This window comes from Embleya hyalina (assembly GCF_003967355.1).
GTDB classification, from domain to species: domain Bacteria; phylum Actinomycetota; class Actinomycetes; order Streptomycetales; family Streptomycetaceae; genus Embleya; species Embleya hyalina.
Genome location: NZ_BIFH01000021.1, coordinates 11,778 through 38,293, shown reverse-complemented (window position 1 = coordinate 38,293; position 26,516 = coordinate 11,778). Strand labels below are relative to the sequence as shown.

Sequence of the window (26,516 nt, the reverse complement as noted above, 5' to 3'; positions counted from 1 at the left end):
TTCGATAGCGCGTACCGGTCTGCGGCTCGCCGCGTCCTCGAAGGCCGGACAGGTCGAGTTTGGCTTCGGGTTCGGGGCCGGTTGTGTGGGCTGGCTTGTCGTTGCATGACGCATGCGTCGGGTGGGTTTGTGTCTTCTTTTTCGGGCCTGGGGTCGGGAGTTGCGATCATGTCTCAGCGGGTCACCTCCGTGTCTCGGGTGGTCATTCGGTTCGCCGGTGATTCCGGGGACGGGATGCAGCTTGTCGGGGATCGGTTTACCGCGCAGAGCACGCTTTTCGGTAACGACGTGTCCACGTTTCCGGATTTCCCCGCGGAGATTCGGGCGCCGGGTGGGACGTTGCCGGGGGTTTCGGCGTTTCAGATCCAGTTCGCGGATCATTCGGTCAGCACTCCCGGTGATGCCGCCGATGTGTTGGTGGCGATGAATCCGGCCGCGTTGCGGGCGAATCTGGGTGGGCTGCCGCGTGGGGCGGACGTCATCGTGGATACCGACGAGTTCACCGGGCGGAATCTGGTCAAGGCCGGATATCCGGCGGGGGTGAGCCCGCTCGCCGACGGGTCGCTGGCCGGCTACCGGGTGCACGCGGTGGCGTTGACCGCGCTGACCGTCGGGGCCTTGCGGTCCTTTGATCTGCCGCGTCGGGATGCCGAACGAGGCAGGAACATGTTCGCGCTGGGCCTGCTGTCGTGGATGTATCACCGGCCGACCGAGGCGACCGTGGCGTTTCTTCGGGAGAAGTTCGCCCGGCGGCCGGAATTGGCCGCGGCCAACGTCGCGGCGTTCACGGCGGGTTGGAACTACGGCGAGACCACCGAGTCGTTCGGCGGTGGATATCGGGTCGCGTCCGCGCCTCGGGAGCCGGGCCGGTATCGGACCATCACCGGCAATCGTGCGCTCGCGTACGGGTTGATCGCCGCCGCCGATCGGGCCGGACTGCCGCTGTTCCTCGGCTCGTACCCGATCACCCCGGCCTCGGACATCCTGCACGAGCTCAGCCGGCAGCGGCATTTCGGGGTGACCACGTTCCAGGCCGAGGACGAGATCGCCGGGATCGGGGCGGCGCTCGGGGCGTCCTTCGGCGGCTCGCTCGGGGTGACCACCACATCCGGGCCGGGCCTGGCGCTGAAATCGGAGACGATCGGGCTGGCCGTCTCGCTCGAGCTCCCCCTGGTGATCGTGGACGTGCAGCGCGGCGGGCCCTCCACCGGGCTGCCCACCAAGACCGAACAATCCGACCTGCTCCAGGCGTTGTACGGGCGCAACGGCGAGTCGCCGGTGCCGGTGCTGGCCGCCTCCTCGCCCGGCGACTGCTTCGGCGCCGCCGTGGAGGCGGTGCGGATCGCGGTCACCTACCGCACGCCGGTGGTGCTGCTCTCCGACGGCTACCTGGCCAATGGTTCGGAGCCCTGGCGCGTTCCGGAGGTCGACGAACTCCCAGTGATCGCACCGGCGTTCGCGACGGGCCCGAATGCGGTGGACGCCGACGGCACACCGTGCTTCCAGCCCTACCTGCGCGACCCGGACACGCTCGCCCGGCCCTGGGCGGTGCCCGGCACGCCCGGCCTGGAGCACCGGGTGGGCGGTCTGGAGAAGGCCGACCGCACCGGGGAGATCTCCTACGACGCGGCCAATCACGATCACATGGTGCGCACCCGGCGGGCCAAGGTGGACCGGATCGCGCGTGGTCTGCCGCCGCTGGTCGTGGACGATCCGGGCGGCCGCGCCGAGGTGCTGGTCCTCGGCTGGGGCTCCACGGCCGGGCCGATCGCCGCCGCGTGTACCGAAGTCCGGGCCGCCGGAGGCGCGGTGGCCCGGGCCCATCTACGCCACCTCGACCCGTTCCCGGCCGACCTCGGCGAACTCCTCGGCCGCTACCGGCGCGTACTGGTCCCGGAGATGAACCTGGGCCAACTCGCGGGCCTGTTGCGGGCCCGGTACCCGGTCGACGTCGAATCCCTCACCCAGGTGCGCGGTATGCCGTTCAAGGTGGCCGAGTTGCGCACCGCGATCGAGAAGGTCGCCGCCGATGTCTGACACGCCCCTGCTCACCATCGCCGAACGGCCGGCATCCCCGCCGTCCGCCCGCGACTTCCGCAGCGACCAGGAGGTGCGCTGGTGCCCGGGCTGCGGGGACTACGCCATCCTGGCCGCCGTCCAGGGCTTCCTGCCCGAACTGGGCCTGCGCCGGGAGAACATCGTCTTCGTCTCGGGCATCGGCTGCTCCAGCCGCTTCCCGTACTACCTGGACACCTACGGCATGCACTCGATCCACGGCCGCGCACCGGCGATCGCCACCGGCCTGGCCGTGTCCCGCCCCGACCTGAGCGTGTGGGTGGTCACCGGTGACGGCGACGCGCTGTCCATCGGCGGCAACCACCTGATCCACGCGCTGCGCCGCAACGTCAACCTGAAGATTCTGCTGTTCAACAACCGGATCTACGGTCTGACCAAGGGTCAGTACTCGCCCACCTCGGAGACCGGCAAGATCACCAAGTCCACCCCGGAGGGGTCGCTCGACCACCCCTTCAACCCGGTCTCGCTGGCTCTCGGCGCCGAGGCGGGCTTCGTCGCCCGCACCCTCGACTCCGACCGCAAGCACCTGACCTCCGTACTGCGCGCGGCGGCGGCGCACGAGGGCACCGCGCTGGTGGAGATCTACCAGAACTGCAACATCTTCAACGACGGCGCGTTCGAGCGGTTGAAGGCGCCCGGCACCCGGGACGAGCACGTGTTGCGGCTCGAACACGGTGCGCCGATGCGGTACGGCCCGGCGGGCGTGCGCACGGTGGTGCGCGATCCGGGCGGCGGGTTGCGGCCGGGGGCCGCGGACGACGCGGCCGTGGTGCACGACGCGCATACGAGCGACCCGGTCCCGGCGTTCGCGCTGTCCCGCCTGCCGGAGGCGGGCGGGCCGACCCCGATCGGGGTGTTCCGCAGCGTGCGCCGACCCACCTACGACGGCGCGGTGGCCGAGCAGGGTCGCCGGGTGCGCGCCGCGCGCGGGCCCGGCAGCGTCGCCGACCTGCTCGGCGGCGGCGATACCTGGACCGTGCCGGCGCCCTTCGGAAGCGAGGCGAGATGACCTACGTCATCGGCGCGAACTGCGTCGACGTCAAGGACCGTACCTGCGTGGCGGAATGCCCGGTCGCCTGCATCCACGAGGGCGATCGCATGCTCTACATCCACCCCGAGGAATGTGTGGACTGCGGCGCCTGCGAGCCGGTCTGCCCGGTCGAGGCGATCTACCACGTGGACGACCTGCCCGCCGATTGGTTGTGGCACCTGGACGCCGCCGCGGAGGCCACCGCCGGACGGGCGGACGCGGAACCGGTGTCCGACCCGGCGACGGTGACCGCGTTGCCGCCCGCGATCCAGTGAACTCTCGTGCCGTGACCCCGAGTTGATCCAGCTCTCCGTATACCCGAGAAGAACAGGAGGCCCGAGATGACCGACTGGCGCCTTGCCGTGGACATCGGTGGCACCTTCACCGACGTGGTCCTGTTGGATGCCGACACCGGCCGTGTGGTGGTCGAGAAGACGCTGACCACCCCGGCCGCCCCGCTCGGCGGCGTCCGGGCGGGAGTGACCTCGGCGCTCGCCAAGGCCGGCATCACGCCGGCCGACATCACCCGGCCGATCGTGCACGCCACCACGCTGATCACCAACGCCCTGATCGAGGGCAAGACCGGCCGGGCCGCGCTGGTGACGACCCTGGGCTTCGGCGACACGCTGGAGATCCGCAACGAGCACCGCTACGACATGTACGACCTCCAGATCGAGTTCCCGGCCCCGCCCATCCCGCGCGAGCTGGTCTTCGAGATCGACGAGCGCACCACCGCCGCCGGCGAGGTCCGCACCGCCCCGAGCGAGGCCGAACTCGACGCACTGGCGGAGCGGTTGGCCGCGCACGAGGTGGAATCGGTCGCGGTGTGTCTGCTCAACTCGTACGCCGACGCGACCAACGAGCGGGCGATCGCCGAGGGGTTGGCCAAGCGGCTGTCCGTGCCGGTGTGCGCGTCGCACGAGGTGACCCCGCAGATCCGCGAGTATCCGCGCATGGTCACCACCGCGTGCAACGCGGCCACCATGCCGGTGATCGGGCCCTATCTGACCGAGTTGCAGGCCTGGTTGACCGCCGAGGGCTTCGGCGCGTCGGTGCTGATGATGCTCTCCAACGGCGGTGTGGTCTCCGCCGACGACGCCCGGCGGGTACCGATCCGGCTGGTCGAGTCCGGGCCGGCCGCGGGCGCCCTCGCCGGTGTCTGGTACGCGCGACGGCTGGGCGAGGAACGGCTGTTCTGCTTCGACATGGGTGGTACCACCGCGAAGTCCTGTCTGATCGAGGACTATCGGCCGGAGTTGACCAACGCGTTCGAGGTGGCCCGGGTCTACCGGTTCAAGAAGGGCTCGGGATACCCCTGTTCGATCCCCTCGGTCGACCTCGTGGAGATCGGCGCGGGCGGCGGGAGCCTGGCCCGGGTGGACGAACTCGGCCTGCTCAAGGTCGGCCCGGACTCCGCGGGCGCCGATCCGGGCCCGGTCGGCTACGCCCGGGGCGGTACGGTGCCCGCCACCACCGACGCCGACCTGGTGCTCGGGCTGCTCGACGCGCAGTACTTCCTGGGCGGCGAGATGCCGCTCGATCTGCCCGCCGCCCGGGCCGCGTTCGCGCCGCTCGCCGAACGCCTGGGCGCGGGCTCGGACGCGGATCACGTCGCGGTCGGCGTGTACGAGGTGATCAACCAGAACATGGCCGCCTCCGCGCGGATGCACGCCGTCGAGCGCGGCATCGACCTGCGCGGCGTCTCGCTGATCGCGTTCGGCGGCGCGGGCCCGGTGCACGCGTGCGGAGTCGCCACGCTCCTGGAGGCGCCCCGGGTGATCTTCCCGGTCAACGCCAGTGTGTTGTCCGCGTTCGGCACGCTGGTCAGCCCGGTGCGGATCGACCTGGCCCGCAGCATGGTCCGCACGCTCGACGAGGGGGTGTCCGCCGACCGGGACACGCTGCTCGCGGACATGCGCCAGGAGGCGCGCCGGGTGCTGGCCGCCGCCGGGGCGGAGGCGGGCGACGTGCGCTACCGCTACGGCCTGGACGCGCGCTACGAGGGCCAGGGCAACGAGATCACCCTGTGGGTGGGCGAGGGCGACGCCTGGCCGACCACGCTCGCCGACACCGTCGAGCGGTTCCACACCGAGTACCAGAAGATCTACGGGCTGCGGATCCCCGACGTCGGCGTCGAGGTGGTCACGTGGCGGGTCGCCGCGTGGTCGGACGCGCCGGGCTTCGAGGTGCCCACGGTGCCGGTCGGCGCGGGCGACCCCACGCCGAACCGGTATCGCGCCGCGCGCTTCCGGCTGGGCGCGCCCGCCGTCGACGTCCCGGTGTACCGGCGGGCCGAACTCGGCGCGGGGCACCGCTTCGTCGGGCCCGCGCTGGTCGAGGAGCGGGAGACCACGTCGGTCATTCCCGACGGCTGGACCTGCGAGGTCGCGCCGGACGGGTCGATCGTGGCCACCGCGACGGCCGCCGCTCCCGCCGTTCCCGCCACCACAACCGCCGCAACCGCCGCAACCGAGGAGGGATCCGCGTGACTCGCACCTTCGACGCGATCGAGTTGGAGGTCCTGTGGGGCTCCCTCGTCGCGACCGTCAACGAGCAGGCCAAGGCGCTCCAGCGGGCCGCGTTCAGCCCGATCGTGCGCGAGGCCGGCGACCTGGCCAACGCGCTGTTCGACCGGCGCGGGCGCATGGTCGCCCAGGCGGTCACCGGCACCCCCGGGCACATCAACTCGCTGGCCATCGCCTGCCGCAACATCCTGGACCGGCACCCGGTCGACTCGCTCGCCCCCGGGGACGTACTGGTCACCAACGACCCGTATCAGACCGCCGGGCAACTGCTCGACGTCACCGTCCTGGTGCCGGTCTGGCGCGGGGGTCGGGTGATCGCCTTCTTCGGCTCGACCATCCACCACACCGACGTCGGCGGCTACGGCATCGGCGCGGGCGCGCGGGACGTGTTCGAGGAGGGCCTGTGGATCCCGATCAGCAAGCTCATGGTCGGCGGCGAACGCAACGAGCCCGTCTGGGACTTCGTCCTGGCCAACGTCCGCCAACCCACGCACATGGCCGGTGACCTGCACGCCCAGATGGCCTCCGGCGAGGTGGGCGCGGCACGGCTGCGGACGCTGCTCGACGCGTACGCGCTGGCGGACATCGAGGACCTGGGCGACGAGGTGATCCGCCGCTCCGAGGAGGCCACCCGGCGGGCGATCCGGGCGCTGCCGGGTGGTACGTACGAGGCCGCGTCGGTGTTGGACCTGGCGGACGGCTCGGAGATCACCATCAAGGTCGCGGTCACGATCGACGCCGAGGCGGGCGAGATCCTGGTGGACTACGCCGGTTCGTCGGGGGCGAGTCCGTTCGGGATCAACGTGGTGAAGAACTACACGCACGCCTATACGACGTTCACCCTGCGCAGCCTGCTCAATCCCGATGTGCCCAACAACGCGGGCTCGTTGGCGCCGATCCGGGTCGAGGCGCCGCTGGGGAGCATCGTCAACGCGGTCTCGCCGTCGCCGTGCACCGCGCGCCACGTGGTGGGCATGTTCCTGCCGATGCCGCTGCTGAACGCGATGTCCCAGGCGCTGCCGGAGGCGGTGATGGCCGAGGGTTCGGCGGCCGTGTGGACCATGCAGGTCAGCGGACACGACGCCGAGGGCAGGCCGTTCATCACCGCGATGTTCACCTACGCGGGCGGCGTCGGCGCGCGGGCCGGCAAGCCCGGGCTGTCCACCACGTCGTATCCCACCGGCGTGTCCGCCGTGCCGCTGGAGGTGGTCGAGGCGTCGGCGCCGATTCGCTTCCTGCGCAAGGAGCTTCGGCGCGGCTCGGGCGGACTCGGCGCGCAGGAGGGCGGGATGGGGCAGACCATCGAGTTCACCGTGGACTCGCCGTCGCCGTGGGTGCTCAACGCGGTCGCCAGCCGGCTCGCGCGCGGCCCGCGCGGGATCTTCGGCGGCGGGGAGGGCGCCACCGGGCGCTTCCTGGTCAACGGCGAACCGGTGCGCACCCAGGCCCGGATCACGCTGCAACCGGGGGATGTGGTGCGGCTGGAGCTGCCGGGCGGTGGCGGGTACGGAACGCCCGTGGCGGCGGGAGCCGTCGGGGCGGGCACGGCGTGACGCGCGGGCGTCGGCGCGCGGCTCCCGCCCGGTCGCGCGCCGACGCCCCGTCACGCGCCGTCGCCCGGTCGCGGCGCACCCGTACGGTGGCGAGGTTCCCCATGTCCCGTGTCCCGTGCCCGCACTCGAAGTCCGCACGTCCGTCCGAATGTTGTCCAGGAGGTTGATGTGGCGTCCGAAGCGCCCACCTTCGCCGCGCGCTGGTCCGCGACCGCGGCCGGTCGACCGCATGCGCCGTTCCTGATCTGGGAGGGGCCGGACGGGGAGGTGACCCGGTGGACCTATGGCGAGTTCGACGCCCTCGTGGCGCGTGTGGCCGGCGGGCTGACCGCGCGCGGCGTGCGGCCCGGGGACCGGGTCGGCATCGCGCTGCGCAACTGCCCGGCGTACGTGGCGTTGTGGCTGGCGCTGGTCCGGCTCGGCGCGGCCATGGTCTGCCACGACCCGTCGGCCGGCGTCCCGGAACTGGCCGCGCAGCTGCGGCGGACGGGGGCCCGGCTCGGGTTCTGCGCGCCCTCGCGCGCGGCCGACTATCGGGCGGCGGCGCGGGATTCGGGCATGGCCGTGGTCGAGGTCGGCGAGGACGACACCGCGCTCGCGGTCCTGTCGGGCCGGCCGGCCGCGTTCGGTGACGCTCCCCCGCCGGGACCGTACGACCTCGCGGGGCTGATGTTCACCTCCGGTACGACGGCCGCGCCCAAGTGTGTGATGGTCACCCAGGCCAACTACGCCTTCGCCGGTGACGTGATGGCCGCCGCCGCCGGACTCGGGGCGAACGATCGGCAGTTCGTCGTGCTGCCGATGTTCCACGCGAACGCGCAGTACTACTCCTTCGCGGCGGCGATCGCCGTGGGGGCGAGCGTGGTGCTGCTGCCCGCCTTCTCCGCGAGCCGCTTCGTCGCGCGGGCCGCTCGGCACCAGGTCACCCACGTCAGCCTGTTCGCCGCGCCGATCCGGATGATCCTGGCCCGTACGCCGCCGCGGGAGCCGGCACCCGACCTGCGGGTGCGGCACTGCTGGTACGCGCAGAACGTCACGGACGAGCAGTACGAGCGCTTCGCGGCGTTGCTCGGCGGTTGTCGGCCGCGCCAGTTGTACGGCATGACCGAGACCATCCCGGCGGTGCTGAGCAATCCCGTCGCGGCGCCGGTCCCGGGGTCGATGGGTCGACCGACGCCCGGGTGCGTGGTGGCGGTGCACGACGGGGAGATCGTGGTCGGCGGTGAGCCCGGGGTGAGCCTGTTCGCCGGGTATCTCGACGATCCGACGGCCACCGCCGCCGCCTACCGGGACGGCTGGTTCGTCACCGGCGACCGCGCTCGGGTGGACCCGGACGGGCACTTCCACTTCGCCGGTCGGCGTGGCGATGTGCTCAAGGTGGCCGGGGAGAACGTCTCGATCGTGGAGATCGAGGCGGTGTTGGCCGAACATCCGGCGGTGCTCGAAGCGGCCGTGGTGGGTGTGCCGGACGAGATGCGCGACGAGGTGCCGGTGGCGTTCGTGGTGGCCGTGCCGGGGGTCGACCCGGCCGCGCTCGACGACCTGGCCGAGTGGTGCGCGGCACGGCTCGCGAAGGCGAAGCGGCCGGTGCGCTTCGAGCGGGTGGCGGAGTTGCCGCGTACTTCCGTGGGCAAGATCCGCAAGTTCCTGCTGACCGAAAGGACTTCTCCGTGACCGACGTAGTTCCCGGGCCCCTGCCCGCCACCGCCGCGCTCGCCGATCTGCTGCAACTCCGGGGCCGGGCGGGGTGGTTGACGCCGCCGTTGCGGCCGTTCCACCGGGGTTCGGGCGCCGTGCTCGGGTCGGCGCGCACCGTGCGGCTGGCGGCCGGGCCGGGCGCGCACGGGCTCAAGCCGCTGCATGCGTTGCTCGCGGAGGACCTGGCCGGCCGGGTGGTGGTGATCGGCGGCGCGGACGCGGCTCCCGGGGCGGTGTGGGGCGAGATCCTGAGCACCGCCGCGTCGGCCCGGGGGGCGGTCGGCGCGTTGATCGAGGGGGCGGTGCGGGACGTGCCGGCGGTGGCCCGGCTGGGGTTGCGGCTGTGGGCCCGGTCCGAGGCGACGGCCGGTCCGGGCGGGGCGGTACGCGTGGCCGAGATCGGCGGCCCGATCCGGATCGGCGACACCGCGCTGGTGGAGGGCGACCCGATCCTGCTCGACGACGGCGGCGCGGTGGCGTTGCCGGCCGCCGACGCGGACGTCCTGCTCGCCGACGCGCTCACGTATCACCGCGCGGAGGAGGAGGTGCTGGCCGCCCTGACGGCGGGCCTGCGCCTCCCCCGGGCCTACACGCCCAAGGCCGAGGCGATCACCCGCCTGCGCGATCGCTGACGCACGACTCGCGCGTGCGGGCCGTCGGCGCGGTGGTCGAGGCGGCGCCCGCACGTGGTCGGGGCGGACGTCAGTGGTGGGCCGGTTGCTCCAGGAAGGAGCGGATCGCGTCGGCGACCCGGCCGGGGAACTGGGCGTGCGCGTAGTGGCCCGCGCCCTCGACGAGTTCGAGCCGGCCCAGGCCCTCGGGCATGGCGTCGACGACGGCCCGGCCCTCGGCGGCGGGGTCGGGCCAGTCGGGGTCGAGGGTGCCTTCGAGGACGAGCGCCGGGCACCGGATGTTGCCCAGTTCGGCGCCGGCGTCGGTGGGCGGGGCCATGCCCATCTTGGCCACCACCGCCATCCGTCCCGGGCGGCGCAGTTCGGCGTCGAGCGTGGCGATCCGGGTGGCGAAGTCGGCCGGCTTGGTACCCGGGTAGGCGTGGTCGAGGTAGCGCTTCCACATCCCGACGCTGCGGAACACGCCGGTGCCCATCAGCAGGGTCATGCCCTTGCGATAGCGGGCGTTGGACCCCAGGGCCCGGAAGTCGATCTTCTGGGCCCGGGTGAACGGGGCGATCTCCACGATGGCGTCCACCAGTTCGGGCGCCCGAGCCGCGGCGATGGTGGCCGAACCGCCGGAGAAGGAGTGTCCGACGACGACGGCCGGACCGCCGCCCAACTCGCGGATCAGGGCGAGCAGATCGTTCGCCGTGTCGGCACGGCTGTAGGAGGCCCATCCGAGCGTCGACTCGCCGTGCCCGCGCAGGTCCACGCAGGCGACGCGATATCCGCCGGAGACCAGGAGATCGGCAAGCTCGCGAAAGGCCGACCGACTGTTTCCCATGCCGGGCGAAAGCACCACCAGCCGCCCGTCCCCGCGCACGTCGTAGGCGAGCCGCCCACCCTCGATCTCCAGGAACTCGGTCATCGCCGTCGCCTTCTTCCCCGTGACGCATCCTCGAACACCTCGAAGCTAACACCGTTAGCCGCACGAAGTCAACGACCCCGTCGGCCCCGGAGAGTCCGCCGGGCGGGGCGGGCCGGTTGCGCCCGCTCTGGCATCATGGACAAGCGGAACGCTGTTCCGACGGCGGATCCGGCGGGAGAGGGGCGGCAGGGTGAAGGACGGCGTGGAGCGGCCCAAGCGGGTGGACGCGCGGCGCAACGAGGGGATCCTGCTCGACGCCGCCGCCGCGGTCTTCGTGACCTCGGGCGTGGAGGCCCCGGTGCGCGACATCGCGGCCCGGGCCGGGGTCGGCACGGGCACGATCTACCGCCACTTCCCGACCCGGGCGGACCTGATCATCGCGGTGTATCGACACCAGGTGCAGACCTGCGCCGAGGCCGGTCCGGAGCTGCTCGCGACCAGCGCGACGCCGTACGCCGCGCTGGGGCGCTGGATCGACCTGTTCGTCGACTTCCTCGTCACGAAGCACGGGCTCGCGGCCGTGTTGCAGTCGGACAACGCCGGTTTCGAGGCGCTGCTGCGCTACTTCCTCGATCGGCTCCTGCCGGTGTGCGCCGAGCTGCTGGCCGCCGCGGCCGCCGCCGGCGAGATCCGCCCCGACATCCGGGCGTACGACCTGATGCGCGGCGTCGGGAACCTGTGCATCGGCGCCGACAGCGACGCGCGCTACGACGCGCGGCGGCTGGTGGGAATCCTGATCGCCGGCCTGCGGGTGGCGCCGTAGCCGAGGCGAGCGGGGGCGGCGTCGCGGGTCCGCGGTGCGCTCAGATCTCCAGTACGGCGGCGGCCGTCGCGCCGCTGCCGCCGAGGGAGGTGAGCAGGACGCGGGTACCGCTCGGACGGTCGGATTCGAGCACCATCCGGGCGGCGATGAGCAGGCCCGTGGCGCGCGGCCGGCCGGTTTCCGGGCCGATGTCGGTGACCTGGTGGTGCTGGAGGCCGAAGTGGCGGCGGAAGGCGCGGTTGGTCTCCGCGGTCGGGGTGTGCAGCGCGACGTGGTCGATGCTCGACCAGGGGATGCCGGCCTGGCGCAGGGTCTGGGCGACCACGGCCGAGACGGCGATCGGGTCGTCCCGCAGCGACTCGCCGTGGTGCTCCCGCCAGGACACATGGACCCGGTCGACCATGGTGGCCACGGCGGACCGGCCCGGTTCGACCCGGCGGGTACCGGCTCCGGCGCCGACGCGAAGGCCGGCGGGGGTGCGCTCGCGGGCGGGTACGCGTACGCGCGGGTGACCGGCGCCGGCACGGTGTGGGTCGCGTACGGACACCGCCAGCAGGCGATGCCGGTCCAGCCCCTTCTCCAGGATCAGGGCCGCCGCCGCGGGGTGCTCGTCGTGGGCGGGCGCCAGCACGATGCCGCGGTGCGCGGCCGGGTCGACCGCGAGGTGCGCGGCGAGGGTGCCGAGCGCGGACAGCGGGTGATCGCCGCAGTGCACCGCGTGGTAGGCGTGGATGCGCCCGACGCCGACCCGGTCGAGGACCAGCCGCCCGGACAACGCGATCGGCGCGCCGGCGGCGGCCTCGTCACAGAGCAGGCAGTACTGCCCGTCCAGGTCGCGGCCGCCCAGCCCGCACCGGGCCAACGTGTCGCGTACGGCGGCCTCGTCGAGCAGCAGCGACGACGTCGGCGCGGCGGCCGAGCAGCTTCCCACTGCGGCGATACCCAAGCCCGTGACCTTCATGGGGTTCTCCTCCCGGTGCGAAACGGCGGCACCGGGTGCCCGACACCACCGCTCGGTATCGGGCACGACCCCCGGGAACCGTCGACCCCGTCCCCGGACACGCGTTGAGGAACGCGCCGCGGGCGAGCCCCGAGGGGCCGTGCCATGGGTTCGACGCTACGTCCCCCCGAGGCGACCCCACCCCGGCCTTCACACCCCTCTGACGCCCGGGCCACCCGCATCTGACGCCCTCTTGACGCACGGGCCCACCCGCCCGGGACTCACAACCAGTCGTTGCGGCGGAAGGCGCGGAACATCAGGGCGCAGGCACCGACCATCACGACCAGCACGGTCGGATAGCCGTACGTCCACTTCAGCTCCGGCATGTGCTCGAAGTTCATCCCGTAGATGCCGACGATCAGCGTCGGGACGGCCAGGATCGCCGCGATGGCGGCGATCTTGCGCATGTCGGTGTTCTGCCGCACCGTCACCCCGGCCAGGCTCGCCGAGAGTATCGAGTCGAGCAGTTCGTCGAACGCCACGAGCCGTTCGCGCACTTGGGCCAGGTGGTCGGCCACATCGCGCAGATAGGCGTCGAAGCCCGAGCCGTCCCCCGGCAGACCCCCCTCGGCCAGCCGCTCCAGCGGCCGGGCCAGCGGCAGTACCGCGCGCTTGAACTCGATCAGCTCGCGTTTGAGCTGGTAGATGCGCTCCGCGTCGTTGCTCGGCCGGGGCGAGAACACCTCCTCCTCCAGGCGTTCGAAGTCGTCCTCGACCTTGTCCGCGACCAGCAGGTAGTCGTCCACGACCCGGTCGGTGATCGCGTGCACCACCGCGGCGGGGCCGTGCGCGAGCCGCGCGGGATCGGCCTCCAGGGACTGGCGCAGCTCGACCAGCGGCGGCGCGCTGCCGTGTCGGACCACCACGACGAACTTGTCGCCGGCGAAGACCATGATCTCGCCGGTGTCCACCACCTCGCTGGTCGCGGTCAGCGCGTCGTGCTCGACGTAGACGATGGTCTTGAGCACCAAAAACAGGGTGTCGTCGTAGCGTTCCAGCTTGGGCCGCTGATGCGCCTCGACCGCGTCCTCCACGGCGAGCGGGTGCAGGTGGAAGGCGGCGGCGATCTCGGCCAGGTCCTCGGTGAGCGGGGCGTGCAGCCCGATCCACACGAAGCAGTCCTCGCTCGCCTCGGCCGCGTCGAGCGCGTCCTGCAACGGCACCTCACCGGGGCGCCGGATCCCCTTGTCGTAGAGCGCGCAGTCCACCACCACGGGCGCCCGCCGAGCCCCCGCCGCCTCCGCACCCGCCGGTACCGCGCCACCGGGCCGAAACCGCTTCGTCGTCCGCCACGAGCTCATCGTCCTGCTCCCGAATCGAGGATGTCCCGCCCGATCGTAGGCGGCACCGCCCCTCTGCGGGGGGCCTACAGCGCAGGAATCCCGGCGGTCCGGCCCCCGGCGGGCGGGCCCGAGTCCGCGCGCCCGCGCCGGCCGCGGGGCGGGGCGCCGCCGCGCGCGAACGGTGGCGTCCCGCGGAATCGACCGAAGGAGCAACCTTCGCACGGCGATGGAACGAGGGGTCGCGGCAACGCGTGGTCGTCGATCCGGGAGCGGGTCGCCGTCGGGGCGGAGCCGGGTCCCGGGTGTTGCTAGATTGGGCGCGCCCCCGCCGCACGTGTCTGCGGCCTCCGCCTATTTTGGGGATCTCGTGCCGCTCAGCACCGACGTGTCCAGTCCGGAAATCGACCTCGCGGCCGTTCGCGAGGAGTACGCGGCCCTGGCGGCCGAGGGACTTCGCCTCGATCTCACCCGGGGCAAGCCCTCGCCGCAACAACTGGACCTGGCGAACGGGCTGCTCTCGCTGCCCGGCGGCGACGACTTCAAGGCCGCCGACGGCACCGACTGCCGCAACTACGGCGGGCTCGCCGGCCTGCCCGAGCTGCGGGAGATCTTCGCCGGACCGCTGCAGGTCCCGGCCGCGCAGCTGCTCGCTCTCGGCAACGCCAGCCTGACCCTGATGCACGACGTGATCGCGCACGCGCTGCTGTCGAAGGTGCCCGGGGCCGAGCGGCGCTGGGTGGACGAGCCCGAGGTGCTGTTCCTGTGTCCGGTGCCCGGCTACGACCGGCACTTCGCGCTGTGCGAGCGGTTCGGCATCGGCATGGTCCCGGTCCCGCTCACCGGCGAGGGCCCGGACCTGGACGCGGTGGAGGCGCTGGTCGCCGCCGACGCGCGGATCAAGGGCATGTGGTGCGTGCCCAAGTACAGCAACCCGAGCGGGGAGAGCTACAGCGACGAGACGGTGCGCCGGCTCGCCGCGATGCCCACCGCCGCGCCGGACTTCCGGCTGTTCTGGGACAACGCCTACGCGGTGCACCACCTGACCGACAAGCCGGTCGAGCTGCTGTCGATCCTGGACGCCTGTGCCGAGGCGGGCAACCCCGACCGCGCGTTCGTCTTCGGCTCGACCTCGAAGATCAGCCACGCCGGCGCCGGGGTGGCCTTCTTCGGCTCCTCCGCGGCGAACACCGCCTGGCTGAGCGGGCTGCTGGCCAAGCAGACCATCGGCCCGGACAAGCTCAACCAGCTGCGCCACGTGCGCTTCTTCGGCGACGCCGAGGGCGTGCTCGCGCACATGGAGCTGCACCGGGAGCTCCTGGAGCCGCGCTTCGCCGCGGTGTACGAGGTGCTGGATCGTGAACTGGGCGCGCTCGGCATCGCGAGCTGGACCCGGCCCGAGGGCGGCTACTTCGTCAGCCTGGAGGTGCCGGACGGCTGCGCCGCCGAGGTGGTCCGGCTGGCCAAGGAGGTCGGCGTCGCGCTGACCCCGGCCGGCGCCGCGTTCCCCGGCGGCAACGACCCGCGCGACCACCACATCCGGCTGGCCCCCAGCTACCCGACGGTCGACGAGGTACACCGCGCGATGCGGGCCGTCGCGGTCTGCGTGAAGCTCGCCGCCGCCGAGGCCGCGGCGAAGTAACGACCCCGCGCCCCGCGGCTCGGCCCGCCCCCCGAACCGGGGGGCGGGCCGAGCCGCGTTCCGGCGCCGACGGGCTCGATCAGCCGATCGGCGGTGCGAGGTATTCCAGCGTGTAGCCGTCGCCGGAGGGGGTCACGCGGGCGATGCCGGGTGAGTCGAGGTGGGCGCCGGCCACGAAGTGGTGTGGCCGGCTCAGTCGTTCGAGGAGCGCCGCTCGCGCGGCGCGGGCCTGGGACTGGTCGCCGTCGAGCTCCCAGGACACCTTCGGTCGTTCGAATTGAAGCGTGGGAACGTGCACGGTGTCGCCCCAGGCGAGCAGCCGGCCGGCGCCGCTCCCCACCTCGTAGACGGTGTGGCCGGGTGTGTGGCCCGGGGTCGGGATCGCGGTGGTCCAGTCGTTGATCGCGACCTTCTCCGACACGGGTACGACCCGGTCGCGGAGCGGTGCGAGCCGGCCGGTGAACACCGACACGTCGCCCGCGCCGACCCACACCCGCTCCAGCTCGGGGAACGCCTCCGAACCGTCGGGCGCGATCAGACCGCTCACGTGGTCCTCGTGCCTGTGGGTGATGGCCACGTCGGTGACCCGCGCGCGGTCGATTCCGGCTTCGTCGAGCGCGTCGTGGAGCAGTCCCATGGTGGGGTCGTGCCAGACGTCGGACGCGCCGGTGTCGACGAGAACCGACCGCGTGCCGTCGGTGACGAAGAAGGCGTTGACCGACAGCCGCAGGTTGTCGCCGGCCAGCGGTACGGCTGCCGGCAGTTCGTCGAGCGTGCACCCGTGCTCGTCGCGCAGCCGTGTCGGCGGCATGTCGATGTACCCGTCCCGCAACGCGACCACCTGCAGATCGCCGAATTCGAACGTGGCATGGTGCCGGCCACTCGAGATCAAACGCATGGAACCCCTCCGTCGTGTCGGGCGCGCATCGCACGTCTCTGATGGAAGATCAGATCTTCTATAGAAGAAACCCTACACTGTGCGCAGCGAGGATCCATCGATCGAGGAGCACGGTGGTCGAGCAAGACGAGAACGCGGCCGAGCCGCGGCACGGTGACGACCTTGCCGGGGCGTTCGGCGGCAACGTGCGGCGCCGCCGCGAGGAGGCGGGCCTGACGCTGGAGCAGCTGTCCACGCGGTCGTCGGTCAGCCGGGCGATGTTGTCCAAGGTCGAACGCGGCGAGAAGAGCCCGACGATCGGCGTCGCGTCCAGGATCGCCCACGCGCTCGACGCGTCGCTCTCGGACCTGATCGGCGCGCCGGGCGCCGCCGCGTCCGGTGTGGCCGTCGCCATGCGCAGGAACGATCGCCCCGTCTTCCGCGACCCGGAAACGGGCTTCGAGCGGCACATCGTGTCGGCGGCCCCGGGCGCGGGGCGAGCCGAGATGGTCGTCCATCACCTCCCGGCGCAGGTCTCCACGGGGCTGCTGCCGGCGTATCCGCCGGGTACGGAGAAACAACTCGTGGTGCTCGAGGGCACCCTCACCGTCGCGATCGGCGGGATCAACGAAACCCTGGACACGGGCGACTCCCTGTTCTTCCAGGCCGACGCGGACCACGGCTTCGCCAACCGGACGAACGCCCCCTGCGAATACATCATGGTGATCTCCCGCAGAACCTGATCGACCCCTCGGCCGGGAGGCGGCCGCGCGCGTGCGGGATCGTGCCCGTCGCCCCGGAGGCGATCGTCGCGGCCGTGCCGCACCCCACCGGCCGACCCGCACGCGGCCCCGCGAGTCCGCCGCGCCGATGCCCGCCTACCCCGCCGGCGACCCCTGCGCCGCCAACCGATGCCGCGCCGCGCGCCGTTGCGCCTGCCGGGCCGGGTCCGGCACCGGGGCGGCCAGCAACAGGTTGCGTGTGTACGGGTGTTCGGGGTCGGTGGTGACGCGGGTCGCGTCCGCGCATTCGACGATCTCGCCGCGCGACATCACCGCGACCCGGTCGCTCACGTGGCCGACCACCGACAGGTCGTGCGCGATGAACAGGTAGGCCACCCCCGTGGCCTGCTGGAGTTCGACGAGCAGATTGATCACCTGCGCCCGGGTGGACAGGTCGAGCGCGCTCACCGGCTCGTCGCAGATGATCAGGCGCGGCCCGGGCGCGAGCGCGCGGGCGATGGCGACGCGTTGCCGCTGGCCGCCGGAGAGTTCGCGCGCCGAGCGGGCGGCGGTGTCCGCCGGGAGGCCGACCGCGTCGAGCAGTTCGCCGATCCGCTCCCGCGCCGCCCGGCGGGTGTGCGTGTGCCGCGCGGTGAGCGGTTCGGTGAGGATGTCCCCGATGGTCATCGACGGGTTCAGCGAACCGTACGGGTCCTGGAACACCACCTGGATGTCCCGGCTCGGCCCGCGCCGCGCCCGGCGACCCAGGCCGTCGATCCGGGTGCCGGCGAAGGTGATCGTGCCGCCCGCCACCGGCGCGAGACCCAGTACCGCGCGCCCGAGGGTGGTCTTGCCCGACCCGGACTCGCCGACCAGGCCGAGCGTTTCGTGCGCGTGCACCTCCAGGCTCACCTCGTGCAGTACGCGCAGCGGTGGGCGCCGCCGACCGCCCGTGCGGTACTCGACCACCAGTTTGTCGATGGTGAGCAGCGGCTGTGCCGGATCCGCCGCGGCCGTCGCGTTCACCGGTTCCATACGATCACCTCGTTCTCCACCCGGACGCAGCGCACCGCGCCGTCCCGGTGGGTGGTCGGCTCCGGGTGGACCGCGCAGCCGGGCGCGGCGTACGCGCAGCGCGGGGCGAATCGGCAGCCGCTCGGCCGGTCGTGGACCGAGGGCACCCGGTCCGGGATGGTCGGCAACCGGCTCCGGGCGCCGGCGCCGTCCGGGATGGCGGCGAGCAGCGCGGCGGAGTACGGGTGCGCCGGGCGGGCGAACAGGTCCGCCGAGGTCGCCGTCTCGACGATCTCCCCGGCGTACATCACCGCCACCCGGTCGCAGATGTCCGCGACCACCCCCAGGTCGTGGGTGACCAGGATCATCCCCATGCCGTGCTCGCGCCGGAGCGAGCGCAGCAGGTCCAGGATCTCGGCCTGCACGGTGACATCGAGCGCCGTCGTCGGCTCGTCCGCGATCAGCAGGTCGGGTTCGGCGGCGACCGCGCCCGCGATCAGGACGCGCTGGGCCATGCCGCCGGACACCTGGTGCGGGTAGGCGGCGAACACCCGGGCCGGGTCGGCGATGCCCACCCGGTCCAGGAGTTCCAGGGCCCGGCGGCGGGCCGCGTCGCGGGACAGGCCCAGGTGCGCCCGCAGCGGCTCGACGAGTTGGCTGCCGATCCGGAAGCTGGGGTCCAGGTTGGACATCGGGTCCTGCGGGATGTAGCCGATCCGGCGCCCGCGCAGCGCGTTCACGTCCCGCTCGGACAGCGCGGCGAGGTCGCGGCCGTCGAACATCACCCGCCCGGACCGGATTTCGCCCCCGACGGGCAGCAGGCGCAGTACGGCCAGCGCGGTTTGTGTCTTGCCGCACCCGGATTCGCCGACCAGGCCCAGGATTTCGCCCCGATCCACGCGCAGCGACACCGCGTCCACGACGGCGGCCTCGCCACCGGGTGCCGGATAGGCGACCTCGAGGCCGTCCACCACGAGCAGCGCGCCGGTGTCGACGCGCACCGCCGGCTCCCGGGCCGGCCCCCGCACCCGCCGGCGCCGGGTCGCCGCCGGGGGCTTCGGCGCGTCCTCGAAGGCGTCCCGAAGTCCCGCGCCGAGCAGCGTGACCGCCAGCACGGTGAGGGTGATCGCCGCGCCCGGCCACACCGACAACATCGCGTTGTCGTACACGTGTACCGAGGCGTCGTTGAGCATCGCGCCCCAACTGGCCCGGTCCGCCTCGCCCAGGCCGAGGAAGGCGATGCCGGATTCGATGATCAGCGCGAGGCCGAAGATCAGCGACGCCTGGGTGATGATCGGGACCCGCACCACACGCAGGATGTGCCGCCCCATGATCCGCGGGTCGGACAGGCCGGCCACCCGCGCGGCGTCCACGTACGGCTCCCCGCGCACCCGTTTCACCTCGCCGCGCACCAGGCGGAAGACCGGGGCGGCGGTGAGCACGCCGAGCACGACCATCGAGCCGACCAGGCCGGGCCCCCGCACCGCGACGAGCGCGAGCAGGACCACCACGCCGGGCAGGGCCAGGAACAGGTTGGCCACCCAGCTCGACAGCGCGTCCCACCAGCCGCCCACATAGCCGGCCGCGAGCCCGGTGGGCACGCCGATCAGCAGCGCCACCCCGGTGGCGATGGCGCCGGCGAACAGGCTGGTCCGGCTGCCGTACAGCAGTCGGCTCAGTACGTCCCGGCCGGAGCCGTCGCCGCCGAGCGGATGGGTGCCCGACGGGTCGGCCAGGACCGCGTCCAACGCGGCCTTGTTGGGCCCGTGTTCGGTCAACAGCCCCGCGCACACGCCGGTCGCGATCACCAGCAGCAGCACGGCCGCCGCGGCGACCGCGATCGGGTCCCGGAGGAAGCGCCCGGCGGGCCCGTGCCGGCGCGGCGCGGCGGCCGGGACGGACTCGGCCGCCGGCTTCGCCCGATCCGGGGACTGTGCCGGGGCCTCGGCGGCGGTCGGCGGCGCGATGGCCGCGGTCTGGTTGTCGTTCATCTCATGCCGACTTTCGGATCGAGCACGCCGGTCGCCAGATCGACAACCAGGTTGACGGAGACCACGACGCACACGCTGACCAGGACGACCCCCTGCACGGTGGGTACGTCCGACTGCGAGGTCGCGCCGATGGCCAGCGAACCGAGACCGGGCAGCGCGAAGATCTGCTCGATCACCAGCGCGCCGCCGAGCAGCCCGATGAACTGGAGGCCGACCACGGTCAGCGCGGGCGGGGTCGCGTTGCGCAGCACGTGCACCAGGAGCACCCGCCGTAGCGGCAGTCCGCGGCTGCGCAGGGTCCGGACGTAGTCCCGCTCCAGGACCGTGGCCACCGCGTTGCGGGTCTGCTGGGCGATCGCGGCGATCCCGGAGACGGCGATGGTGGCCACCGGAAGCACCAGCGAACGGGCCCAGTCCACGGGCGATTCGGCGAGCGGCACATAGCCGGTGGCGGGCAGCCAGTCCAGGCGTACCGCGAACAGGGCCACCAGCAGGATGCCCACCCACAGGCCCGGGATCGCGAAGCCGGCCACGGCGAGCACGTGCACCGAGCGGTCCACGATCCCGCGCCGGATCGCGGCGAACAGCCCGAGGGCGATGCCGAACAGCGCGCAGACGACGGTCGCGGTGAGGGTCAGGGACAGCGTCACCGGCAGTTTGGTGCCGATCGAGTCGGCGACGTCCAGGCCGGTGGTCCACGAGGTGCCCAGGTCGCCACGCAGCGCCGCCCACAACCAGTCCAGGTAGCGCGGCACGACCGGCCGATCCAGGCCCAACTCCCGGCGCTTGGAGGCCAGTTGTTCGTCGGTGGCGGACACGCCCAGGATGCCGCGGCCCGGGTCGGGCAGCAGGTCCATCAGGAAGAAGGTCAGCGCGGAGACCACGAGCAGCAGGGCGACGGCCGAGATCAACCGACGGGTGAGGAAGGTGATCATGGCGACGCTCAGCCGGCGGGCTTGTAGTCGGACAGCGAGAAGAAGGTCTGCCCGGGTTTGTTGCTCAGCGCGATCCTCTTGGCGGAGAACATCACGGTCTCCCCGCGGAAGAGCGGCGCGAACCACGCCTGTTCCACCACGTGCGCGTTCAACTCCCGGTACAGCGGCCCCTGGTCCGCATCGCTCGCCTTGGCGATCCGCGCCAGCAGGTCGACCGCCACCGGATCGGTCGCCTTGAACGGATTGGTCGGCGCGGTCGGCGACAGCAGCGCGTTGGCGTCGATCCAGTTCTGCGTGGTGCCCCAGACGTACATGAACGCCGGGAATCGGCCGCTGAAGTACTGCACGGAGAGCTGGTTGGTGCTCACCGGGGTGTACTCGACCTTGATGCCGACCTGGTTCAACTGCTCGGCCAGCACCGGGTAGATCGCGGGCACGAAGGCGTTCTCGCTGGGCAGGCTCAGCTTGAAGCCGTCGGGGAAGCCGGCCTCGGTGAGCAACTGCTTGGCGCGGGCCGGGTCGTAGGGATACCTGCGGTCCAACTCCGGGTCGTACGCCGGGGATCCGGCCGCGAACATCTGCGTGGTGGGGGTGCCGACGCCGGCCATGATGGCCTTGAGGATGCCGGGGCCGTCGACGGCGTGGTTGATCGCCCGGCGCACACGGGCGTCCTTGAGCGGCGGGGCGATTTTGCCGTCCCGGTCGACCAGCCACAGGCCGGTGACCTGGCCGGGCTGGCGGGTCACGGTCAGGCCCGCCTGCTTGGCGGCGTCCATCCGGGCCGGGGCCCCGATACCGGCGTCGGCCTGGCCGGTGAGCAGCGCGGTGGTGCGGGCGTTGGTGTCCGGGATCGCCTTGATCACGACCTTGTCGAAGGGGTACGCCGCGGGCGTGCGGTAGCGCGGGTTGCGGGTGTAGGTGTAGCGGTCGCCGCGGGTGGTGTGGCCGGTGTCCAGGATGTACGGGCCGGTGCCCACGGGTTGTGCGTTGGCGTCGGCGAAGGCTTTGGGGCCGACCATCATCCCGGCGACCAGGCCGAGGTTGAACAGCAGCGCCGGATCGGGGGTCTTCAGGGCCAGTTCGACCTCGGTGGGGCTGGTGACCGTGACGCCGGCGACGGTGGCGACGGCGAAGGAGCTGGGCCCGTTGCTCGTGGCCATGCGGTCCAGGTTCTGCTTGACCACGGACGCGTCGAACGGGGTGCCGTCGCTGAACGTGACACCCTCGCGCAGGGTCATCCGCAGGTGCCGGCGCTCGGGGTCGGTGTAGGTCCACGCGGTGGCCAGGCCCGGGCCGACGCTCTGGTCGGGGTTGACCGTGGTGAGCGCGTCGTACAGGGGCTGGAGGTAGGCGAGCATGTTGCCCCCGGCCGTCTTCGCCGGGTCCAGACTGGCCGCGTCGGCCGCGGCGGCCAGGGTCAGGGTCTTGCCCCCGGCGCCCTTCGAGGTGTTCGAGCCGCCGCAGCCGGCGACGGCGGCCACGACGAGTCCGGCGGTGGCGAGGGCCGCTACGCTGCGGCGTCCCAGGATGGTCATGACTGGTCCTTTGTCGAATTCGCGGGACGAATTCGGGAATCGAATTCCCCGGTGCGGTCGGCCGGCCGAAATGGTGGTCGTTACACGTAACGGAAGCGTGCGGTCGGGATACCCGGTGTATTCACGCGACGGTTACGCGGGTCGGTGGATATGGCCACGCATTTCGGCCGACCTCGCGACGTGCTCGAATCGCCGCCGGACGGCCCGGGGGTGCGGGTGGGCGCGGCGGGTGCTGCGGCGGTGCGGGTGTGCCGGAGCGGATGCGGCGCGGGCGCCGGATGGGCCCGGCCGGTCGGGTCGGGTTCGGTCGGGTCGATCGGGTCGATCGGGTCGATCGGGTCGATCGGGTCAGGCCGGGTGGGCCGCCCGCCACGTGTTCGCCTGGGCGGCGATCAGCGCGGTGAGGTCGCCCATCGCGACGTTGTAGTCGACGGTGTGCGTGCCCAGCGGCACGGACAGGCCGCTGTCGGGGAACATCCCGGCACCGCCGGTGATGTCGAACCAGGTCGCGGTGCCGTTCGCGTCCTGGGTGAAGGCGCACTTCCCGCTGATCCTGTCCCGGTATCGGGTGTAACCGGACGGGTCGTCGGCCAGCTCGTACGCGGACAGCACGTGCGCGAGGTGGCCGCGCGGGTTGAGCCAGTTGCCGTCCATCAGGCGGCGCGTGGGCATGTACATGTCCAGCGGCGTCGCCGCGTCGCCGGGGGTGCCGCGCAACAACGCGGCCGGGTTCACGCACATCATCCGATGCCCCGGTATCGGCGTGCGGCCGAAGGCCGATCCGGCCGGGAGCCCGCCGCCGGGCGGCAGCGCGTAGCTGTTGTAGGCCACCACGCACCCGGTCGGGATCGGCGCCTGGGGCCCGGAGCGTACGCACGTCGGGATGTGCTGGAACGTCGAGGCCGGGTCGGCGCCGCCGCCCTGGGTCCCGCCGATCGGCACCTGGAGATAGCCGCCGAGCAGCACCGCCGACACCAACCGGTCCTGCACGGCCGGGTTGCCGTCGATCTCCTGCTGCATCACCCGGGACAGCACACCCGTGCCCTGGGAGTGGCCCAGGAGCACCACGCCGCGACGCTGGTGGGTGACCGGGTCGGTGTTGTGGTTGGCCCAGTAGTCGCGCCAGGCGTCCAGGACGTCGCGCGAGCCGGTCTCCGCGTCGAGCGGCACGCCCAGGCCGCCGACCAGCAGCTCGGAGAACGACGCCTGCCGGTACATCGGGGCGAACACCCGACACGTGCCGGCGAATCGGCCGATCTGGTCGAGGGCGGCCGCGAGTGCGCTGTTCGACGGGCTCGGGGGCAGGGACCCGATCCGCAGGAGCGGGTTGGGCAGCAGGTCGACGGTGGGGTACGCGTAGAAGCAGTCGATCTGCGGGTTCGCCGGTCCGGCGAACGGCTCGGGCACGCGCGAGCCGTCGGCGCGGACCGAGGTGGCGTCGAGCGTGGTGGTCGCCCCGTTGAGGTAGCGGGCGCTGAACGCGCCGTCGGGGCCCGGCCGTTGCGGGTTGCCGGCCAGGTCCTGATTGCAGGGGTTGGTCGCGAGGCCGGGGCGACAGAGCCAGACCGTCTCCTTGAGCGGGGACGTCAGGCCCTTGCCGGCCGCGTCGGCGGCGGACGCGGTGTTCGTGGCGCTGTTCGCGGCGATGGTCGTGCCGCTGTTCGACGCGCTGTTCGGGGCGGCGGACGTGCCGGTCGGGATGACGGCGGCGGCCAGGGTCAGGGACAGCGCGCCCAGGGCGAGGAGGATTCTCGATCTGCTCATGGCGTGAGCTCCGATCCAGGTGTCGTGAACTTTCGACGAGATGGAACTTACTAAGGACTAAGTAAATAATCTAGAGTGCCGATGTGACTGAGAATTCGGATGCACGTAAACCAGCCGTCGGCCGTGCCCGCGGCCGCACCAAGGCGCCGACCGCGAAGGGGGAGGAGCGGCGTCGGGAGATCGTCGCCGCCGCGTCGGAATTGTTCGCCCGGGCGGGCTTTCGCGGCACCGGCATGGCGGAGGTGGCCCAGCGGGTCGGCATCACCGAACCCGGCCTGCTCTACCACTTCGGCAGCAAGGAGGGCCTGCTCCGGGCCGTGGTCGAGCACCGGGACCTGCGCAGCCAGGCGTTCGCCCGGGACATCGCCGCGGTGGGCGGGCTCCAGGCGCTGCGCGAGATGCCCGCGTTCGCCCACCGCAACCGCGAACAGCCCGGTCTGGCGAAGCTGTTCGCGGTGCTGCTCGCGGAGAACCTGGATCCGGGCGATCCGGAGCACGACTTCTTCGTCCGGCGCTACCGCGAGATGCGCGCGGTGGTCGCCGGGATGATCCGCGAGGGCCAGCGCGGCGGCGAGATGCGGGCGGACGTGAGCCCGGAACTGAAGGCGATCGAGATCCTGGCCGCGCTCGACGGCATCGCCTCCCAGTGGCTGCTCGATCCCGAGGAGGTCGACCTGGTGATCAGCATCGAGGAGTACGCCCGGACGCTGATCCGGGACCTGGCCACCGATCCCGAGCCGGCCGAGACCGGCGCGCCCGAGGAGGTACAAGGATGATCGACGGCGGCGGTCGGGACTTCCCGCCCGCGTTCCTGTGGGGCGCGGCCACCGCGGCCCACCAGGTCGAGGGCGGCCTGACCGACAACGACTGGATCGACTGGGAGAACGCCGGCCTGGCCGCCGAGCCCAGCGGCGCGGGCATCGACCAGTGGCGACGCTGGCCGAGCGACATCGCGCTGCTGGCCGAACTCGGGCACACCGCGCACCGGATGTCGATCGAGTGGTCCCGGCTCGCCCCCTCGCGCGGGGTGTGGGACGCCGCCGCGTTCGACCACTACGCGCGGGTGCTGGACGGCCTGCGCGAGCACGGTCTCATCGCGTTCGTCACCCTCCAACACTTCACCCTGCCACGGTGGTTCGCGGCGGCCGGCGGCTGGCTCGCGCCCGACGCGCCGGAGATCTTCGCGGAGTTCGCCGCCGAGGCCGGGCGGCGGCTCGGCGACCGGATCCCCTTCGCCGGCACGGTCAACGAACCGCAGATCGTCGCGTTCAACGGCTACCTGAAGGGCAACCACCCGCCCGGGTACCGCGATCGGGATCGTATGGTCGCCGCCAACGAGGCCCTGATGCACGCGCACGACGCCGCCGTGACCGCGCTGCGTGCGACCGCGCCGAACACGCGAGCGGGCGTGTGCCTGCAACTCCCGCTGATACAACCGGCCGACCCGGACAGCGCCGCCGATGTCGAACTCGCGGACTGGTACCGGGAGATGCTGGTCACCCGGCACCTGGAACACCTGCGCGACGCGGCCGACCCGGGCGACTGGGTGGGTGTGCAGTACTACACCCGCGCCCGGGTGAACGCGGCCCTGGAACAGCAGCGACTCGGCGAGCCGCCGGCGGGCACGCCCACCACGCAGATGGGGTGGGAGGTCTACCCCGACGGCCTCACGGAGATGTTGCGGCTGGCCGGCAAGACCACCGGCCTGCCGATCTACATCACCGAGAACGGCATCGCCACCACCGACGACGCCGAACGGGTGGCCTACCTCGACAGCCACCTGCGCGCCGTCCGGGCCGCCCTCGCGGACGGCGTCGACGTGCGCGGATACCTCCACTGGTCCGCCTTCGACAACTTCGAGTGGACACACGGCTACCGCCCCCGGTTCGGCCTGATCGGCATCGATCGCGACCACGACCTGCACCGCGTGATCCACCCCAGCGCACGCGCCTACCGCCGGGTGATCGCGAGCGGACGGGTGGCCGCACTCCACGAGCCCGACACCGACCCGGCCACGCGCTCCGCCGCCGACGGTGGCGGCACGGAAGCCGGCACGGCCTGGGGCGGGCCCGGCATCCGCACCGAACCCGACCCGCACGCACGCCCGACCACCCACAGTGGCGCCACGAAAGCCGACGCAGCCGGAATCGTCCCCGGCGCCCGCACCGAATCCGACCCGGCCACGCGCTCCGCTGCCGACGGTGGCGGAGCGGAAGCCGGCACGGCCTGGGGCGGGCCCGGCATCCATGTGGTCGGAGGCTTGGTGGGGAGCGCCCCGGCTGGGCTCCCGGCTGTCGGGGCCAACCCGGGCGCGCCCCTGGCGGACGGCCGCGCGGAGCCCGGTGCGGACGGGAGCGCGGCTGCCGGACGGGCGGGATCCGAGCCGGATCGCTCCACGCCCGGCGGGCCCACCGACCGGGAGGGCCTGGCCGAGGCCGAGCCGAGTCGCCCCACGTCCGGCGGGCCCAGCGATGCCGGTGGTCGGACCGAGGTCGGGCCGGGTCGCTTCTCGTCCGGCGGGTTCACCGACCCGGACGGCCGGGCCGAAGCCGAGCCGGGCCGGGCCGCT

21 protein-coding genes are annotated in these 26,516 nt (G+C 72.7%); 12 read left to right on the top strand and 9 right to left on the bottom strand.

Features of this window, described 5'->3' with window-relative positions; all coding sequences use genetic code 11:
* Positions 1–168: 168 nt before the first annotated feature.
* The 7 genes from EMA17_RS20815 to EMA17_RS20785 all read left to right on the top strand — a co-directional run bounded on the left by EMA17_RS20815 (position 169) and on the right by EMA17_RS20785 (position 9,514).
* The gene (locus tag EMA17_RS20815; RefSeq protein ID WP_174861405.1) at positions 169–2,037 is read left to right on the top strand and encodes a 2-oxoacid:acceptor oxidoreductase subunit alpha; all 1,869 of its coding nucleotides are present in this window, start codon (positions 169–171) and stop codon (positions 2,035–2,037) included.
* A complete protein-coding gene (locus EMA17_RS20810; RefSeq protein ID WP_126638592.1) occupies positions 2,030–3,085 on the top strand; it encodes a 2-oxoacid:ferredoxin oxidoreductase subunit beta in 1,056 nt (351 codons plus the stop codon). The genes EMA17_RS20815 and EMA17_RS20810 overlap by 8 nt, the downstream gene beginning before the upstream one ends.
* Positions 3,082–3,381 (top strand): ferredoxin, encoded by a 300-nt coding sequence (fdxA, locus tag EMA17_RS20805; protein WP_126638591.1) that lies wholly within the window; start codon positions 3,082–3,084, stop codon positions 3,379–3,381. The genes EMA17_RS20810 and fdxA overlap by 4 nt, the downstream gene beginning before the upstream one ends.
* 66 nt (positions 3,382–3,447) lie before the next feature.
* Positions 3,448–5,595 carry a hydantoinase/oxoprolinase family protein gene (locus EMA17_RS20800; protein WP_246126791.1) on the top strand — a complete coding sequence of 716 codons (2,148 nt, stop codon included), beginning with the start codon at positions 3,448–3,450 and terminating at the stop codon, positions 5,593–5,595.
* Positions 5,592–7,184 (top strand): hydantoinase B/oxoprolinase family protein, encoded by a 1,593-nt coding sequence (locus tag EMA17_RS20795; protein WP_126638590.1) that lies wholly within the window; start codon positions 5,592–5,594, stop codon positions 7,182–7,184. The genes EMA17_RS20800 and EMA17_RS20795 overlap by 4 nt, the downstream gene beginning before the upstream one ends.
* A gap of 168 nt (positions 7,185–7,352) precedes the next feature.
* Entirely contained in the window at positions 7,353–8,858 is a 1,506-nt protein-coding gene (locus tag EMA17_RS20790; RefSeq protein WP_126638589.1) for a class I adenylate-forming enzyme family protein, read from the top strand.
* On the top strand, positions 8,855–9,514 hold the full coding sequence (locus tag EMA17_RS20785; protein WP_160161486.1) for an RraA family protein: 660 nt from the start codon (positions 8,855–8,857) through the stop codon (positions 9,512–9,514). The genes EMA17_RS20790 and EMA17_RS20785 overlap by 4 nt, the downstream gene beginning before the upstream one ends.
* A 70-nt stretch (positions 9,515–9,584) precedes the next feature.
* On the opposite strand, the gene EMA17_RS20780 is transcribed toward EMA17_RS20785, so the two are convergent.
* Complete coding sequence (locus tag EMA17_RS20780) at positions 9,585–10,424, bottom strand: alpha/beta fold hydrolase (RefSeq protein WP_126638587.1); 840 nt, start codon at positions 10,422–10,424, stop codon at positions 9,585–9,587.
* A gap of 190 nt (positions 10,425–10,614) precedes the next feature.
* Here EMA17_RS20780 and EMA17_RS20775 point away from each other — a divergent pair, with 190 nt between their 5' ends.
* Positions 10,615–11,187, top strand: a complete 573-nt coding sequence (locus tag EMA17_RS20775) for a TetR/AcrR family transcriptional regulator (protein ID WP_126638586.1) — start codon at positions 10,615–10,617, stop codon at positions 11,185–11,187.
* A 40-nt stretch (positions 11,188–11,227) separates the two neighbouring features.
* Here EMA17_RS20775 and EMA17_RS20770 read toward each other — a convergent pair whose 3' ends face one another.
* Both EMA17_RS20770 and EMA17_RS20765 read right to left on the bottom strand, forming a co-directional pair.
* Positions 11,228–12,148, bottom strand: a complete 921-nt coding sequence (locus EMA17_RS20770) for a 3-oxoacyl-[acyl-carrier-protein] synthase III C-terminal domain-containing protein (RefSeq protein ID WP_126638585.1) — start codon at positions 12,146–12,148, stop codon at positions 11,228–11,230.
* A 260-nt stretch (positions 12,149–12,408) separates the two neighbouring features.
* Positions 12,409–13,488 (bottom strand): magnesium and cobalt transport protein CorA, encoded by a 1,080-nt coding sequence (locus EMA17_RS20765; protein WP_126638584.1) that lies wholly within the window; start codon positions 13,486–13,488, stop codon positions 12,409–12,411.
* A gap of 349 nt (positions 13,489–13,837) precedes the next feature.
* On the opposite strand from EMA17_RS20765, the gene EMA17_RS20760 reads away from it, so the two are divergent.
* The gene (locus EMA17_RS20760) at positions 13,838–15,109 is read left to right on the top strand and encodes an aspartate aminotransferase type Ic (protein ID WP_218042951.1); all 1,272 of its coding nucleotides are present in this window, start codon (positions 13,838–13,840) and stop codon (positions 15,107–15,109) included.
* A gap of 79 nt (positions 15,110–15,188) precedes the next feature.
* Here EMA17_RS20760 and EMA17_RS20755 read toward each other — a convergent pair whose 3' ends face one another.
* Complete coding sequence (locus EMA17_RS20755; protein ID WP_126638583.1) at positions 15,189–16,007, bottom strand: MBL fold metallo-hydrolase; 819 nt, start codon at positions 16,005–16,007, stop codon at positions 15,189–15,191.
* A 113-nt stretch (positions 16,008–16,120) separates the two neighbouring features.
* Here EMA17_RS20755 and EMA17_RS20750 point away from each other — a divergent pair, with 113 nt between their 5' ends.
* On the top strand, positions 16,121–16,729 hold the full coding sequence (locus tag EMA17_RS20750; RefSeq protein WP_126638582.1) for a helix-turn-helix domain-containing protein: 609 nt from the start codon (positions 16,121–16,123) through the stop codon (positions 16,727–16,729).
* A gap of 135 nt (positions 16,730–16,864) precedes the next feature.
* Here EMA17_RS20750 and EMA17_RS20745 read toward each other — a convergent pair whose 3' ends face one another.
* The 5 genes from EMA17_RS20745 to EMA17_RS20725 form a co-directional block, all read right to left on the bottom strand.
* Positions 16,865–17,743: an ATP-binding cassette domain-containing protein gene (locus EMA17_RS20745; RefSeq protein ID WP_126638581.1), complete on the bottom strand. Its 879-nt coding sequence runs from the start codon at positions 17,741–17,743 to the stop codon at positions 16,865–16,867.
* Positions 17,731–19,713 carry a dipeptide/oligopeptide/nickel ABC transporter permease/ATP-binding protein gene (locus tag EMA17_RS20740; RefSeq protein ID WP_126638580.1) on the bottom strand — a complete coding sequence of 661 codons (1,983 nt, stop codon included), beginning with the start codon at positions 19,711–19,713 and terminating at the stop codon, positions 17,731–17,733. The genes EMA17_RS20745 and EMA17_RS20740 overlap by 13 nt, the downstream gene beginning before the upstream one ends.
* Positions 19,710–20,648 (bottom strand): ABC transporter permease, encoded by a 939-nt coding sequence (locus tag EMA17_RS20735; RefSeq protein ID WP_126638579.1) that lies wholly within the window; start codon positions 20,646–20,648, stop codon positions 19,710–19,712. The genes EMA17_RS20740 and EMA17_RS20735 overlap by 4 nt, the downstream gene beginning before the upstream one ends.
* A gap of 8 nt (positions 20,649–20,656) precedes the next feature.
* A complete protein-coding gene (locus EMA17_RS20730) occupies positions 20,657–22,183 on the bottom strand; it encodes an ABC transporter substrate-binding protein (protein WP_126638578.1) in 1,527 nt (508 codons plus the stop codon).
* 348 nt (positions 22,184–22,531) lie between these two features.
* Positions 22,532–23,947: a DUF3089 domain-containing protein gene (locus EMA17_RS20725; protein ID WP_126638577.1), complete on the bottom strand. Its 1,416-nt coding sequence runs from the start codon at positions 23,945–23,947 to the stop codon at positions 22,532–22,534.
* A gap of 83 nt (positions 23,948–24,030) precedes the next feature.
* On the opposite strand from EMA17_RS20725, the gene EMA17_RS20720 reads away from it, so the two are divergent.
* Together EMA17_RS20720 and EMA17_RS20715 are read left to right on the top strand one after the other, a co-directional pair.
* A complete protein-coding gene (locus tag EMA17_RS20720) occupies positions 24,031–24,723 on the top strand; it encodes a TetR/AcrR family transcriptional regulator (RefSeq protein ID WP_126638576.1) in 693 nt (230 codons plus the stop codon).
* A partial coding sequence (locus tag EMA17_RS20715) for a family 1 glycosylhydrolase (RefSeq protein ID WP_218042948.1) occupies positions 24,720–26,516 on the top strand: 1,797 nt, incomplete at its 3' end. The genes EMA17_RS20720 and EMA17_RS20715, both read left to right, overlap by 4 nt.

Coding starts and splice junctions, on each gene's coding strand:
- fdxA (WP_126638591.1), top strand. CDS start 3,082: ATGACCTACGTCATCGGCGCGAACTGCGTCGACGTCAAGGACCGTACC.
- EMA17_RS20745 (WP_126638581.1), bottom strand. CDS start 17,743: ATGGAACCGGTGAACGCGACGGCCGCGGCGGATCCGGCACAGCCGCTG.
- EMA17_RS20815 (WP_174861405.1), top strand. CDS start 169: ATGTCTCAGCGGGTCACCTCCGTGTCTCGGGTGGTCATTCGGTTCGCC.
- EMA17_RS20725 (WP_126638577.1), bottom strand. CDS start 23,947: ATGAGCAGATCGAGAATCCTCCTCGCCCTGGGCGCGCTGTCCCTGACC.
- EMA17_RS20740 (WP_126638580.1), bottom strand. CDS start 19,713: ATGAACGACAACCAGACCGCGGCCATCGCGCCGCCGACCGCCGCCGAG.
- EMA17_RS20780 (WP_126638587.1), bottom strand. CDS start 10,424: ATGACCGAGTTCCTGGAGATCGAGGGTGGGCGGCTCGCCTACGACGTG.
- EMA17_RS20755 (WP_126638583.1), bottom strand. CDS start 16,007: ATGCGTTTGATCTCGAGTGGCCGGCACCATGCCACGTTCGAATTCGGC.
- EMA17_RS20800 (WP_246126791.1), top strand. CDS start 3,448: ATGACCGACTGGCGCCTTGCCGTGGACATCGGTGGCACCTTCACCGAC.
- EMA17_RS20730 (WP_126638578.1), bottom strand. CDS start 22,183: ATGACCATCCTGGGACGCCGCAGCGTAGCGGCCCTCGCCACCGCCGGA.
- EMA17_RS20770 (WP_126638585.1), bottom strand. CDS start 12,148: ATGAAGGTCACGGGCTTGGGTATCGCCGCAGTGGGAAGCTGCTCGGCC.
- EMA17_RS20765 (WP_126638584.1), bottom strand. CDS start 13,488: ATGAGCTCGTGGCGGACGACGAAGCGGTTTCGGCCCGGTGGCGCGGTA.
- EMA17_RS20735 (WP_126638579.1), bottom strand. CDS start 20,648: ATGATCACCTTCCTCACCCGTCGGTTGATCTCGGCCGTCGCCCTGCTG.
- EMA17_RS20810 (WP_126638592.1), top strand. CDS start 2,030: ATGTCTGACACGCCCCTGCTCACCATCGCCGAACGGCCGGCATCCCCG.